This is a genomic window from Steroidobacter cummioxidans, assembly GCF_003104955.1.
On sequence record NZ_LSRW01000070.1, the window covers coordinates 1 to 15,317 of the forward strand.

Consider the following 15,317-nt stretch of genomic DNA (forward strand, 5'->3'; position numbering starts at 1 on the left):
GGCTCGGAGATGTGTATAAGAGACAGGGCCGCGCGCGGCTCAGGCTTGGTCAACTGATGGTCGAACTGCTGCTCGAGATGACGCAGGCCCGTGAAGTACTGATCGAGCCGCTGCCGATCCTCGGCACCGACCCTGCGCTCCAGTCCCTTGATCTGATCAGAGACTGCCGACAGCGCGCTCTTGCGCGCCATGATGAGTGGGCTCGGCGAGAAGGTGGGCGCATTCGGATCCTGGAAATCCGGGCCGAACAGCCGCCGGTAGAAATTCAGCGGTGAGAATTCCGGCGAGTTGGGCGTGTTGGCATTCTCGTAGGACACGACGGTACGCACGTCGCCGGTCGCGGTTGCAGTCAGGTTCTTGAAGCGCGTGGTGCGGCCGATCTGATTGGCCACGATCACATCGAGCGTCTCCGATGGCGCCTGGTTGCCGACCGTGGGCGAGGTGCCCGAGCGGAACACCATCCAGCCCGTGAAGTGACAGAAGAACGCGCCGTCACGAAAGGCCGTGAGGTTGGTGTAAAGATTGACCTGATCGCGCACGTTCTTGAGTGCGGCCAGCTCCTCGGGAAGATCGTAGCCCGGCCCGGTCTTCTTCGGCACGAACACATTCTTGCTCATGCCCAGGCCCCACAGCCAGGTGCCGTAACGAATCGGCAGCGGCGTGCCGTCGGCATAGGCGTTGCCGTTGTCGTTGAGAAAGCAATTCAGCAGCGGCAATCCGACGGTGACGGCTCCGCCCTGGAGAACTCCGCGCAGAACCCGGCGACGTGTGAATGTTGTCATTGGTATTTCCCCCTCATTCGTTAGTTCGTGGTGCTGGCTGTCTTCACAGCAGGCACGTTCGCCTTCGGTTCAACGATCTCCGAGAACGCATTGCTGAGCGCAATGGTTCGCAGCAGATCCGGCACGCGATAGCCGGCATCGGCAAAGCTCGCATTGAAGTATTCGAGCGTCTTCTTGTCCTCCGAACGAACCGCTCCGCCCGAGCCGTAGCTGTAGACGCGCTGTACTAAACACGAGGTAAGCTGCGGGTGATCGCGGAGCACCTGCCCGAGGCTCGGCACGCCGACGAACGATTTACCGTCGAGCGTACCGCTCGCGTCGATCGGGGCGCCGCCTTCGTCTGCGCGGAAACGACCGCTGCTGTCGAAGTTCTCGAGCGCCAGGCCCATCGGATCCGTGATCTTGTGGCAACCCGCGCAGACCGGGTTGGTCAAGTGAAACGCGACGCGCTCGCGCTGTGTCTTGAACGGCGAGTTCGGATCGTCGACCGCGCCGAAATCGACATTCGGCGGCGGCGGCGGCACGCGCTGGCACAGCAGCGTTTCACGCAGCGCTTTGCCACGCAAAGTCGGAGAGGAGCGCGTGGGATGCGAATGGAGCGCAAGGAAGCTGACCTGGCTCAACAGACCCGCGCGGGGGCTGTCGGGTGGCGCGGTGTACGGCGTCCAGCCAGCAGGTGCGGGCTCGCCATAGACCACGGCGAGTGCAGGTGAAATGAACGTTTCACGCGTTGTAAAAAGATCACGGTAGTCGCCGCGCTTGTTGACCAGATGATCGACGATGGTTCGCAAGGTCTGCTCGCGTGCATCCTGCGCCACCTGGCCTGTGAACTGCGGATACGTTGCCGGATCCTTGGAGAGCGCATTGAAATCGTCGAAGTGGAACATGTCGTCGAAGAAGGCGCGCACACCAGAGTCGAGACGACGGCTCGAAAGCATCATGTCGACCACGCGTGCCCGGCCCTGCGGCGTCTGAATCTCGCCGCTCTCCGCAGCCTTCAGCACGTTGTCGTCCGGCATCGCATTCCACAGGAACAGCGACATACGGGTGGCGAGCGAATAAGCGTCGAGACGCTGGCGACCGGGACGCGTCGGATCCGGCTCGGTGGTCTCAGCGATGAACAGCACGTTGGGGCTGACCAGCATGGCCTCGAGCGCAATGCTGATGCCCGTGTAGAAATCCTTGAGCTGATTGGCGGACTGGTTGGCCTGAGCGACGAACGCGTCGAGCTCTTGCTGCGTCAACGGGCGGCGATTCAGCAGTCGTCCCTTTTCCTTCAGAAACTGAGTTGCGCAGGCTTTGTCCGCCGCTTTCTCGTTCTTGGGCTGACAGGTGATGAGGAACGAGCGATATTTCGGGTCGGCCACTGTGTTGGCGATCGTCACCGCGGCCTTCTGATACAGCTCGAGCTGTGCCGTGGTCACGCCCGTAATCGAAGAGCCGAGCGCGAGCAGACCATCGCGACGCTGCGCCGGAGGGAAGTGAGGTTCGGGAGCAACGTCGGGCCCGAAAACATAACGGACGGTGTTGAGGTACTGCTCCTCGGTCACCAACCGCAGCCGATTCAGAGACCCGGTGTCCTGCGGCTCCTGCAGGGGCGCCTGTGTTGCGTGACCCGTGGCAGCCGTCGCTGCGCTCTGCGCGGCAGTTGATGTTCCGGAATAACTCGCCAATGCGATGGTGGCCAGCAATCCCGCTGCAGATCCAATCCGGCGCGAGAACCCTCGCCCCACCGGCGGACACCGTTCACTCGACAACAGACGCATGTAACCCCCTACTCAAACATAGGAGCTCGAACACCCAGCTGCTCTCGCTCCTTACGATTGCACAAACTTACGACGGCTAGCTGCAACGCATCAACAAGGGTCATTTACCAACAAGATCACGCGTATCGCAATGCACCTGACGTCGCTTATGCAGCAGATGTAGCAACACACGTGCCACTTTGTCGTTACCCGCTGCGCGTTACGTAACACCTTGTCGCATCGTATTTTTTTGGCGAGAGGTGTCCGGGCGCGACGCCCGATTTCCGCCGATCGGCGGAAATTCGCCGATCCATAATTTCAACATCGGCCGAAACCTGCCGGCGTCAGGCCTGGTTGTGCGTACCGGTGTCCCGGCCCGGCCTGATCAATCCGTATTTGACCATCTTCTCGTTCAACGTCCGCCGCGGTATGCCGAGCACCTCGATGACGGCGCTGATCGAACCGCTGTGGTCTCTCAGAGCGGTCTCGATCAATTGCCGCTCGTAAGCTGCGACACGATCCGCCAGCGCCGCGCCGACAGCGGTCGGACTCGGCGCCACCTTGCCCAGGATCTCCGGCACCGTACGCCCCATCGACTTCAGTCCCAGCGCATAACGCTCGGCAACGCTTTTCAATTCCCGCACGTTGCCGGGCCAACTGTGCGTGAGCAATGCCTCGACGTCGGATGACGACAATGCTCGATGAGGCTGCCCCGCCGTTGCAGCTGCGCGCGTCGCAAAGTGTTCGAACAACAGCAGGATGTCTCCTTCGCGCGCCTTGAGCGGCGGCAGCGGAATCTCGGCGCCCGCCAATCGATAGTAGAGATCGGGACGAAACCGCCCCTGCCGGCCCTGTTCCTCGAGATCGTATTTCGTGGCAGCGATGATCCGCACGTTGACCGGAACGCTCTTGTTCGAGCCGACGCGCTCGACCACCCTCTCCTGCAGAACGCGCAACAGCTTCGCCTGCAACGCCAGCGGCATGCTCTCGATCTCATCGAGCAGCAGCGTGCCGCCGTGCGCGAATTCGAATTTGCCGACCCGCGCGGTGCGCGCCCCGGTGAACGCGCCCGCTTCGTGGCCGAACAGCTCGCTTTCAAACAACTCTTCGGGCAACGCCGCGCAATTGATCGCGACAAAGGGCGCCTTCGCGCGCGGTCCGAAATCGTGTAAGGCGCGTGCGACCACTTCTTTGCCCGTGCCGGTCTGCCCGTTGATGATCACGTTGGGATCGTGCAGGCACAGTTCCGCCACCATGTCGCGAACCCGCACGATCGCCGCCGAAGCGCCGACGATGTGAGCCTGCAATCCTTCGTGAGCGGCGACGCGTCCGGACAGCTGCTGCAGTTCCTGTTTCAAACGGCGTTGTTCGATCGCCCGCGCCACGACTGCCGACAGATGTTCAGGCACATAAGGCTTCTGCAAGAAATCGTAGGCGCCCTCGCGCATCGCGGCGACAGCGAGCGGCACGTCGCCATGTGCGGTGAGCAGCACGACAGGAATGTCGGGTTCGAAACGCTGCAGCTCGCGCATCAGGTCCATGCCCGATTTGCGCGGCATCTTGAAGTCCGTCAGCACGACCTTGGGAGGGCCGCGCCGGATCGCAGCCAGAGCGGCGTCCGCATCTGCAGCCGTCTCGACGGTGAGCCCGCCCAGTTCGAGCCATTGCGCGATCGAGTGGCGTACCTGCTCTTCATCATCGACAACGAGGACTGTGGGATTCATGTCTGGATTGCCACTGCGGTGTGAAGGGCCAGAGTGCCGGCGAGCGGCAGGACAATACGAAACGTCGTGCCATGATCCAAGGTGCTCTCGACGGATATTTCGCCGCCCATGTCCTGGATGATTCCGTAGGAGATCGACAGCCCCAGGCCGAGACCCTGGCCGACGTCCTTGGTCGTGTAGAAAGGATCGAACACGCTGCTGAGATGCTCGCGGGCAATGCCCCGGCCGGTATCGCGGACCTTGAGGCTTGCGCGGCCTTCGCCGCACTCCAGATCGATCGTCAGCTGCCGTTGCGGCCGCTCACGCATGGCGTCGAGTGCATTGGAGATCAGGTTGACGATGACCTGTTCCAGGCGAACCGCGTTGCCGATCACGTACACCGGCTGTTCGGGAACCAAGACGTGCAAGGTCACGCCCTGCTCTCCGATGCGATAGTCGACCAGACTGAGTGCGTAGCGAATCGCAGCGGTGATGTCGGTCGCCTGTCGGGACGCAGTGTCCTTGCGCGCGAACGTTTTGAGATGCTGAGTCAACGCCCCCATGCGGGTGACGATTGCAGAGACCAGTTTCAGATTCGACAGAGCCGACTCCTTATTGTCTCTGTCGAGCAGCACGCGCGCACCCGCGATGTAGGTCGTCATCGCAGCAAGCGACTGATTGATCTCGTGAGCTACGCCCGCCAGTGCCTGCCCGAGGCTTGCCATCTTGGTTGCGTGCACCAGGTTGTCCTGCGCGAGGCGCAGGTCCCGCTCGGTCCTGATTCGTTCATTGATCTCCGCCGACAGGAGCGAATTCGTCTCAGCCAGCTCCGCCGTGCGCTCGGTCACCCGCTGTTCCAGGACGTGATGCGCGTTGAGCTTGGCGCGCACGATCTGCCGGCGCTGATGCGTGACGAGATAGGTCAGCAAGGCGGCGAGCACCGCCAGCATCACGGCAGCCGCAACCACAGCAGCCTGCTGCTGTACCGATCGCAAAGGAAACAGGACCACCATCGTCCAGCCATGCTTCGGCAATGGCCGCCGGAAGACGACGTACTCATGGCTGGTGCGCTCCTCGCGTTCCTTGATGCGCACCACCTTCATGCCATGATCGGTGCGCTCCCCGTCGAACAGCGGATTCAGGTCGTCGATGGCACGGCCGTATTGACGCGTATCGCGCAGCAGCCGCAACTGGGATTCCGACAGGTGCGAGATGGGCCGGTACTGCCAGTTCGGGCGGCTGGTCAGGAAGATCACGCCGTTGGGATCGAGCATGGCCACCAGCGCGCCGGTGCTCTTCCATTCGTTCTGCAACGGGTGCAGATCCACTTTCACCACGGCCACGCCCACCCCGGTCTGGGCGTTCTCGTTGGCCGAATGCCAGAGAAAATAGCCGGGCTTTCCCGTGGTCGCACCGACCGCGTAGTAACGGCCTTCGACGCTGTTCACCGCTTCGGTGAAGTACGGGCGGAACGCGTAGTTCTGGCCGATGAAGTTGTTGTTGTCGAGGTAGTTGCTGGCCGCCAGCGCGACGCCGCTGTGATCGAGCACATAGATGTCGGACGAGCCGGCCGCATCGTTCAACGATTTCAGATACTGGTTCGCGGCCTGTCTTGCCTGCGGCGAATCGGGATGCTCATAGATGCCCGCGATCGGCGCCGCCTGAGCGAGCGCCGTGGGCAGGTAGCGGAATCGTTCGATCGTGGCGTCGAGCGTGAGCTGCAGCAACGACAGCCGATCATCCGCCGCACGCTGCAAGCCGCCGAACCCGGACTGTAGCGCCAGCTCGTAGGCGAGCCATCCGGATCCGGCGATCACCGCAGCGATCAGCATCGCCACCGCTGCGCGACGAACGCGAAGGGATTGCAAAGTCTTGGCCGCGAACTTCATGAGCGAGGATCGTGCGGATGTTCGCGGCTAGTTGCTCGTCCAATCTGATGCTTGCGTCGCCCCCTTCTGGCGATGTGCGTCAGTGTCAGTCATGCCGGTTCATGGCGGATGCCGTCTTGGTGTCGCGCATGAACAAGTAGACCACGAGCGACGTTGCGATACAGCCGGTCAGGTAGTAGTAGAACCAACTTTCGTGGCCAATCGATTTGAACCATAGCGCCAGGGATTCGGCGGTACCGCCGAATATCGACACTGTGATTGCATAGGGAAGTCCGACGCCAGTTGCACGGACCCGAGTGGGGAATAGCTCCGCTTTCACCACCGCATTTATTGACGTGTAGCCTGACACAATTATCCATGCGGCGGCAATCAGGATGAACGCATGCAGCGGACCTTGCGCCGTCTGCAATGCTGTCAGCAATGGAATCGTAAACAGCGTGCCGGCCACGCCGAAGCCGATCAGCAACCACTTGCGGCCGATCTTGTCGGAAATCGCCCCATAGATCGGTTGCAACAGCATCGCGAACAACAGCGAGCCGGCAGTGACCATGGTCGTCTGGTCGTTGGTGAGATCGACCGAGAGCTTCAGGAATTTCTGCATGTACGTGGTGTACGTGTAGAACGCCGCGGTGCCGCCCATGGTCAGGCCGACGACCAGCATCACCTCGCGCGGATACTTCATCAGCGCCTTCAGCGAGCTTTCACCTTTGGAGGATTTCTTGGCCTCGACGAACGCGGTGGTCTCGTGCAGGTCGCGACGCATGAGGGCTGCGACGATCGCCAGACAGGCGCCGATCACGAAGGGAATGCGCCAGCCCCAGTCCATCAACTGCTCGTGCGTCAGGAACACCTTCTGCAGCAGCAACAGCACCAGGATGGCCAGCAGCTGGCCGCCGATCAGCGTCACATACTGGAAACTGGAAAAGAAACCGCGATGATTCTCGTGCGCGACTTCGCTCAGGTAAGTCGCGCTGGTGCCGTACTCGCCGCCCAGGCTCAAGCCCTGGATCAGGCGCGCCAGGAACAGCATCACCGGCGCGGCCATGCCGATCGAGGCGTAGGTCGGCGTCACGGCGATCATCAACGAGCCGAAACACATCAACAGCACCGACAGCGTGAGCGCCGTGCGCCGGCCATACTTGTCGGCCAGATGCCCGAACAGCATGCCGCCGATCGGCCGGACGATGAAACCGAACGCGAACAGCAGCGCAGCGTTCAGCTGCTGAACCACCACGTTGTCGCCCGGGAAGAACAGGTGCGCGAAGTACAGCGCGAAGGCCGCGTAGGCGTAGAAGTCGTACCACTCGACCAGATTGCCTACCGACCCGATGAAGATCGACTTGAGACGCCGACGCATGTCCGCGGCATCGAGGGGCGCAACTTTGTTCGCTGCTGCTGCAATGTCGGCATCGACTGCCAGCTCAATTTGTCCCATTTTTCTGCTACTTCCCGGCCGGATAACCGTTCGTCTGTGCCCGGCTGCCAAGGGTGCAATCCCCATGCCACGAACGTACAGACCCCGACGCGGAAGTCGGGACCAGTTGAATATTTGAGTACTCACCCCTTGCGCGAGGGGAATGCGCAGCAGAATCGGCAAAATCTTGCCGATCCGCCGGATCCCATCGGCGGAAAGCGGCCTATCCGTTGACCTATCGTCACTCGCAATGCCGGATGAGCTTGCCGATCGGCATCGCTTCGAGCGGCGGATCCCCAAAGGTTCTCAGCGCATGGATGCTCGATTGCAGCCGCGCCTCGGGGACATGCCGGACAAGCGGAGCTCGCGGCGGGCTACTTCCTGGATCGCGCCGGAGTGCGCTTCACGATCGTCGCTGCGACGAGGAATACAAATTCGCGACAGATACCTGGCGCCGATGCGGCGCCAGGCTCTTGCGCTCAGCGAACGTCGAAGTAGCGAATGCCCGTGACGTTCATGTTTTGCAGCCGTACCGTCCCACTCGGATCGGTGTACTGCGACCCGACCAGCAGATTGTTGTTGTTGCTGGTGCAGGAGAAGTTTCTGAATTCAGCGCCGTGTCCCGGTCCCTGGGTGAGCGATGCCGTGAGGGAGGTGCCGCCGGCGGCGGAGACATACGCGAGACCGATGCGAACGTCGTCGACGTAGAAGTCCGCCTGGCAGCTGCCGGATGCATTGCTCAACGTCGAGCCGAAGTCAAAGCGCACTTGGCGGCTCGGCGGGAAGTCCTCAGCGCTCAGGCTCTTGCCCGGACAACTCATCGCCACATTCCACACCGTATCTGCATCGCTACCAACGATGCGAATTCGCGCCTTGGTCGTTCCCAGCGTGGCCGGATTGAAGGCGAAGGTTCTCTTGTGCAGCCCTGAAACCATGCCGCTGGTCGTAGCCAGCTGCGTGTTCGCCGGGTTCACCGCGTTGACGACCAGCGAGTCCTTGATCGAATACGCCTCGAAGCTCAGTTGCACAGTCCCCGATGTCGACCCCATTTCGCGAGTGATGTCCAAACCACTGATGCCACCCGTCATCTTGTACGTGCCGGCGCATGCAACTGGCGGCGGCGCGAATGAGACCACCTTACCCGCGACGCGCGTCAAGGCAGTTTCCGCGCCGATGGTACCTTTGAAAACACCGATCAGTTTGGCGGCGGAAGCGGGTGGCTCGGGCAGCGCCGCCGTCATTTGGTTCGCGGTGAGCGTACCGGTCCAAGAGGCTGCGTTGATGGCGTACCGAATGCCCGCGTTATCCTCGTAATACAGGGCGAATGTTCCTGTCATGGTCTCGCCGGACAGATTGCGGATGGTCCATCCGCTGCCGCTCGCAGCGCGCGTCACATCCAGACGTCCGGCAAAGAAATGATTGATCAGTCCCGCCGAGAACGCCACCGCTCGAGGCAACAGGATTCGATAGTTATCTTCAAACACGACTGGTGTGATCTTGAACACCCGACGTGACAACGCGCTCTGGGAAGGGCGATCAAGCAGTGAGGCCACCGCGAGAATCTGATTTGAGTTGTGCGCACCGGTATTGCCGTCGTACACATCGCCAAGCACTACATTGACGGGGCCTGCGTCGGTGCTGTTGTCAGAGTACCTAAGCGTTATCGAACGCGCTTCGATTCGTTTCTGCGTGCCATTGGCGTTGGCAGCGTTCGGGTACGGAAACAGTACATTCGGCAATATGGAACCGCCCGGGCTCGACGCAAAGTTCGTTCCGTAGCTGACGTAATTGTTCGAGGAAAATTCCGCCATGCCGACATACGCAGGCGCTGTGTCGCTGACCCAGTATTGCCGCGCACGCGGGAACTCAGGAATCCGATATGGGGGGCTACCGGCGATGATATCAGGAATTTTCGTCCTGACGAACTCATCCGTGTAGACCTCGTAATACGCCTGGTCCGGTTCGTTGTGTTTATCGTTGCGTGCGTGCTGGGGTTGCGCCATGTCCTGAACGTGATGAATCACGTGCCCCAGCGTCTGCAACGTGATGGATATTTCCTGCTGGCGATAGTTGGCAGCCTGGCCGGTCAGCGAGTTGTAGAGGTGATCCTGCGCTTGCCGATAGGAATAGGTTTGATTGCGCCCGATCTCCGCGCAAGGTCCCCACACCGTCGTTACGTCGCCGCCATCTTCCAATGCCCAGTTCGGCGATGGTATGCCGATCGCCGCTCCCGAGACCGTGAGTGCGCGGCCGCCATGCTGAGGATCGAAGAAATGATTGAACACGCGCATCCAGCCCAGCGTCGTTGGATTCTTCCAGTTGCAGCTCTTCTCGTAATAGTCCTCCAGGTCCGACCCGAAGGCGATGATATCTCCGGCGTTGGCGGTACCGGCCGCTTGGCCAAGAATATTGGTTAGCGTGAAACTGGTGCTGACCGACACGCCCAGGTCAGGCAGCAAGGCGGGATCGCTGTACACCTTCGAGCGTTGCGCCGCCAGTTGCGAGAGAACCTGGTGAGTAGTCGGCTCGTAAGCGAAGGCCGTGCTGGTCGATAGCATCAGCCATGCCGCGCAATGGATCGTCGAGGTGACACGTCTCATCGCAGATATTCCTTCAAGAACTCGCGTGCCGAGCCGCACTCGGGCGGCCCCAAGATTTCATCCACGGAACGAAATGCGCTCGCGGCATCGGTGCCTTGCAATTCGCTCTTCAATCGATGCATCGCCGCCGTGGTGCGCGGTGCTCGTTGCCATTCGCAATGACCAGCGTTGTAGAGAAATAGAATCGACATCCGGAACGGCTCCAATTGACGCGCGTATTCCGCGAGCGGCACGCTCGATGGCTGCAACTGGATCACCTGACGATCGATGCTCGGCTTGATGAAACGCGTAGGCGGTGACTTGTTGTTGAGCACCGCCGGCAAGTAACCGCGTTTAAAAACTCTAACCACCGGCTCGGAGCCGCGAATTTCACCGCTGCCGGTGTACAAACGAGGGCCCCACGCCGGCAGCAAAAAAGCGCCCTGCACATCTGTCGTCAGCTCGAACATGACGAGCGGACCGAACGAGTAACCCTCGAGCCCCTTCACCTCCCAGGTGGCAAGCACGATCGCATCGGGCACGGGTTGACCCGTCTGCGCATCGACCACGCGCGCCCGCGCTTCCGACGACATCCAGAAGCTGGACGTGACGTAGTAACCCGCAAGCAGCAGTGCCAGCACGCCAACGGCAACCAGATAGCTCAGCAGTTTGCTCATGCGCTCGTTCAGAACTCACTCAGCACCCAGCGGCCGGCCTCGCGCATGAAGAGAATCATGTGCAACTCATTGCCGCTCCCCGTGCTATCACGCAGCCCGTAGAGAGCGAATCTAGTGCTCATGTTGATAGCCTTGGGCTGCGACCAGCCAGCAGTGACTGTGCGCAGCGTCGGCCCGAGATCCTGCAAGACCGGCAGATAGATCGCCTGACCATCGATGCTGATGAAGCGCGCGGCCGAATTCACATCGCCCGAGTCCAGCGCCGCGCAGAAAGAGCGCCACGCGACCAGAATCTGGTCCGTGTCGCTACTTGGCCGGGCGAAGGTGCCCTGCTGGCTGGCGGTGAGTACGGCTTCGATCAAGCCGTTCGAGCGGATCGTGAGATCGGCCCGGCCGTCGCGATTGGTATCGCTCAGCGTCACAGTGATGCCGCCTGCGCTCAGATCATATCCGATCCCGGCCGTGGTGAGCTCCTGGACCAACGAGGGTGCGCCGTTCGACGCGGTAGTGGTTATTAGAAAGCTGGGCGAGCCCGGCGTACGGGCCTGCAATAACAACGCGACGCTGCCTGTTCCCATGACGTCGCCGAATACCTGGGTGTAATTGGCAGGTTGCCACACGGAGCTGCGAACAGTAGCAGTGCTCGGGTTGGCATCCAGGACATAGGGACCGCCGCTTTGTGATAGCAGAACGAACGTCGCGCTGGGAGGCTTGAGCACGATCGGAACCAAGACGTCCATGTCGATCATCACGAGACCGCTCTTTGCCTTGGCTAGCAAGTCCGGGTAGCCGTCGTTGTTCACATCACCGATAAAAATCGAGTAGGCGGCCCGTTGCAGAGCGTTGACGTACTGAGGAGGGAATGCCTGCGCCGTCGCGAGGGCAGACACGAGCAGACCTGCGGCTGCGATCAGAACCCGGCAAGCTGGTACCGCCCTGCCTGCCCGAGATAGGCCCGCACGGAAATGACGCATCTGGAAGTTCCGTAATCCATTGGAGGTGAGTGGAGGCCTCCGTGCCGGTTGCTTGTTATGACGATCCACTCTGGCGGCTGCGCCGCTCTCGTGCACCTAAATTGCTGCGTTGTGGTCAGAATGTCAATCCATCGATGTCACTTCACGCAGCAGTTCCGGAAAACTCGCAGCCTTTCCGCCGGTGCCGCTGCCGGGTCCTTACTCACCCCCTCCGGAACGAATCCAGATCGATCCGGTGTCTGGCGATCTTGTCGTAGAACGTTTTGCGAGGGATCGCGAGTTTGGCGAGGGTGGCGCGTACGTCGCCGTCGGTGGCACGTAGAGCGTCGCGAATCAGGCTGGCTTCGTAACGTTCCACACGCTCGGGCAAACTTTCCACTGAGTCTGCTTCTGCCTCGGCGGCATCCGGCACCTTCAGCACGACGCGATCGGCGAAGTTGCGCAGCTCGCGGGCATTGCCCGGCCAGGAATGTTCGAACAGGCGCGCTTTGATCGTACGAGTGATGGCAGGCGGTGAGCGCCTGAAGCGCTGCGCGGCGAGCGTCAGGAAATGACCGAACAACGGCACGATGTCGGCCCTGCGCTCACGCAACGGCGGAATTCGCAGGCGGACGACGTTGAGACGGAAGTAGAGATCCGAGCGAAACAATTCGCGAGCGGCCAGATCGCCGAGGTCGACTTTCGATGCGGCGACCACGCGGAAATCGATGGGCCGCGGCACGTTGGCGCCAAGCGGTGTTACGGAGCGATCTTCCAGCACGCGCAGCAGTCGTGTCTGCAACGCCAGCGGCATGGATTCGATGTCATCGAGAAAGAGCGTGCCACTGTGCGCAGCCTCGATGCGGCCGATCCGCCGGCGCACGGCGCCTTGAAACGCAGCGGCCTCATGACCGAACAACTCGCTTTCGAGCAAGCCATCAGGTAGCGCCGCACAGTTCAATACAGCGAACGTGCGCGTGCGACGTTTGCTCCATGCGTGCAAGGCACGAGCGGCGACTTCCTTGCCAACGCCGGTCTCGCCTTCGATCAACACATCCACGTCGGCATCGGCAAGCTGCCGCAGACTGGCGCGCAGTCCGACCATCACGGGGCTGTCGCCGATCAATGGCAACTCGTCATCTTCGCGACGCGCGGCGTCACGCAAGCGACGATTGTCCAGCACCAGGCTGCGTTGTTCGAGCGCACGATGCACACTCGACACCAGCCGTTCGGCGGGAAACGGCTTGGCGATGAAATCGTAAGCACCGGCATGGATCAGCTCGACGGCTTCGTGGATATCGCCGTGGCCGGTGATGAGAATGACCGGGATGTCGGGATCGCGCCGTCGCAGCTCTTGAAACAAGGTGCGTCCATCGACGTCGGGCATGCGCAGATCGCTGATGACGACACCCGGGAAGTGCTCGTCGAGTTGCGCCAGGGCGGCCTCGGCGCCGTCGAAGAGGCGCACATCGAAACCCGCCAGCTCCAATGTCTGCGCATTCGCGGCGCGCACATCTGGATCGTCATCGATGAAGAAAGCGATCCGGCAGGCCGGATCCTGGGCAGTGGAAGAATCTAGCGTCATGGCGCGCGTCTCAAGGCAAGCACAAAGGTCGCGCCCGGTCCGGGGCGGCGCAGATATTCGAGTCGTCCGCCGAATTCCACGGCGATGTCGCGCGAGATCACCAACCCGAGACCCAGGCCATTAGGTTTGCTGGTCACAAACGGGGTGAACAATTCTTCGAGCGTTGCGGCGCTGATGCCGGGGCCATTGTCGGAAATCTCGACCTGCACTTCGTCGGCATCGCTGTGCACATCGATGGTAATTCGCGGCTCGCGCACGCCGTCGAGCGCGTCGGCGGCGTTCTGCAGAAGATTGACGAGCACCTGCTCCAACCGGGCGCGCTCGGCGATCACGCGAACTGCCGAGCTCTGCCCATTGCGAACGTGTTTGATACTGCGTGCACGCAATCGCGAGGACATCAGCAACAACGCCCCGGCAATCGCAGCTTCGAGCGGCACAGGCTGCGGCGTAGCGCTGCTCTTGCGCGAGAACGTGCGAAGTTCCTGCGTGATCGCACCGATGCGATCGGTGAGTGCAGCGATGGAATCGAGATTCGAGCCGGCTTTGCGCACATCCGAGCGCGCCAGGAACGCTCGCGTGTTGTCGACGTAGCTGCGGATCGCCGAGAGCGGCTGATTGATTTCGTGAGCCACGCCAGCGGAGATCTGGCCGAGGACTGCCAGCTTGTTTGTCTGCACGAGCTCGTCCTGCAACCGGTGCAAGCTCGCCTCGGCGCGAGCGCGCTCATCCACTTCCCGCAATAGCCGAAGGTTCGTTTCGCTCAGCTCGCGAGTGCGCGCATCGACCTGTCGTTCGAGTTCGGCTCGTGCAGCCTCGCGACGCGCGGTCATCGTTCTTTGCCGCGCCCTCACAACGATCGCCGCCATCACGCCGAGACTCAGCAGCACGCCGCCGAGCCCGCCGATCGCCAGGCCGCTCACTCTCGCTGTCGTCAACTCCTTGCTGGCGTTACGCAGAATGTGAACCGTCCACCCGGGCTTGCCCGTCGCGGTTTGCGCCGACACATGCGTGGCCTCGTCGACGATGGGAAACGCGCCGAGCTGCGTATCGAGGCCGAGATGTTCGGCACTCATCAGCAACGACTGCTCTGGAGCACTGAGCGGGCGCGTGGCCGTGAAACGCCACGCTGGCTCGCTGGTAATCAGCACCACGCCGTGAGCGTCGGTCACGAACGCCTCGTCGTCGACACCGTGCCACTGAGCTTCGAGCGCATCGAACTGCACCTTTACTACGATCACGCCAAGCTGCGCGCCGCCGCCACGCTCATCGATGCGACGTGCCAGATACAACCCTGGCACATGACTCACCGTGCCCAGCGTGAAGAATTCGGCCGCGCCCTCGGCCATCGCGTTACGGAAGTAAGGTCGAAACGAATAGTTCTCGCCGACGAAGCTCGCGGGCGTGCGCCAATTGCTGGCGGCAATCGTTCTTCCCGACGCATCGATCAAATAAACAGTCGTCGCACCCGCATGCGCGGCGAGCCGCTCGAAGCGTGCGCTCAAGGCATCGAAAGCAGCAGCAGTCTGCGGCGTGCGCTCGCCAAGTCGCAGCGCTGCACGCACCTCGGCATCGTCACCCAACACGAAGGGCAACGAGCGATGCCGATCCAGTTCGCTCCGAAGCATGGCAGCCCGCAGAGCGACGTCGGTTCGCGCGCGCTGCTCGACCTGTTGCCATGCCAACCGGGCTCCGACCTCTCCCACGATCAGCGCGCATGTCAGCGAAACGATGGCAACGATCAGCGCATGGCGCACGATGCGACGTGGGCTCTCACCGATGATCACAACAACGATCTCCCCCGAGTGGGCGGATCATCACACACCCCGGTCTCATCGTGTGCAGTTTTCCGCACAAACACACCCGCCAAAATACCAATAAACAAAGTATAAACAGCAACTTATCACAATTGACAGCGCGCCTTGCGAGCCATGCTCCAACGCCCGCACGATAGCGACCGCCGAACAAAGCCGACGAACGAGAAGGGGGGAAC

General features: G+C 61.6%; 11 protein-coding genes. All 11 read right to left on the reverse strand.

What is annotated here, in order from left to right:
• A partial coding sequence (locus tag D0550_RS26865) for a DUF1552 domain-containing protein (RefSeq protein ID WP_116812285.1) occupies positions 1-782 on the reverse strand: 782 nt, incomplete at its 3' end.
• Positions 783-802: 20 nt separating this feature from the next.
• On the reverse strand, positions 803-2,548 hold the full coding sequence (locus D0550_RS26870; protein ID WP_116812286.1) for a DUF1592 domain-containing protein: 1,746 nt from the start codon (positions 2,546-2,548) through the stop codon (positions 803-805).
• Positions 2,549-2,638: 90 nt separating this feature from the next.
• On the reverse strand, positions 2,639-2,809 hold the full coding sequence (locus D0550_RS37220) for a hypothetical protein (RefSeq protein WP_116812287.1): 171 nt from the start codon (positions 2,807-2,809) through the stop codon (positions 2,639-2,641).
• Positions 2,810-2,871: 62 nt separating this feature from the next.
• Positions 2,872-4,251, reverse strand: a complete 1,380-nt coding sequence (locus D0550_RS26880) for a sigma-54-dependent transcriptional regulator (protein ID WP_116812288.1) — start codon at positions 4,249-4,251, stop codon at positions 2,872-2,874.
• Positions 4,248-6,119 (reverse strand): sensor histidine kinase, encoded by a 1,872-nt coding sequence (locus D0550_RS26885; RefSeq protein WP_116812289.1) that lies wholly within the window; start codon positions 6,117-6,119, stop codon positions 4,248-4,250. The genes D0550_RS26880 and D0550_RS26885 overlap by 4 nt, the downstream gene beginning before the upstream one ends.
• Before the next feature lie 85 nt (positions 6,120-6,204).
• Entirely contained in the window at positions 6,205-7,476 is a 1,272-nt protein-coding gene (locus D0550_RS26890; protein ID WP_116812327.1) for an MFS transporter, read from the reverse strand.
• Positions 7,477-8,012: 536 nt separating this feature from the next.
• Entirely contained in the window at positions 8,013-10,133 is a 2,121-nt protein-coding gene (locus D0550_RS26895) for a phospholipase C/P1 nuclease family protein (RefSeq protein ID WP_153067362.1), read from the reverse strand.
• Positions 10,130-10,789, reverse strand: coding sequence for a carboxypeptidase regulatory-like domain-containing protein (locus D0550_RS26900; protein ID WP_116812291.1), 660 nt, complete (start codon positions 10,787-10,789; stop codon positions 10,130-10,132). The genes D0550_RS26895 and D0550_RS26900 overlap by 4 nt, the downstream gene beginning before the upstream one ends.
• A gap of 8 nt (positions 10,790-10,797) precedes the next feature.
• Positions 10,798-11,679, reverse strand: a complete 882-nt coding sequence (locus D0550_RS26905; RefSeq protein ID WP_116812292.1) for a hypothetical protein — start codon at positions 11,677-11,679, stop codon at positions 10,798-10,800.
• Positions 11,680-11,965: 286 nt separating this feature from the next.
• Positions 11,966-13,327: a sigma-54-dependent transcriptional regulator gene (locus D0550_RS26910; RefSeq protein WP_116812293.1), complete on the reverse strand. Its 1,362-nt coding sequence runs from the start codon at positions 13,325-13,327 to the stop codon at positions 11,966-11,968.
• Complete coding sequence (locus D0550_RS26915; RefSeq protein WP_206606568.1) at positions 13,324-15,111, reverse strand: sensor histidine kinase; 1,788 nt, start codon at positions 15,109-15,111, stop codon at positions 13,324-13,326. The genes D0550_RS26910 and D0550_RS26915 overlap by 4 nt, the downstream gene beginning before the upstream one ends.
• Positions 15,112-15,317 lie beyond the last annotated feature (206 nt).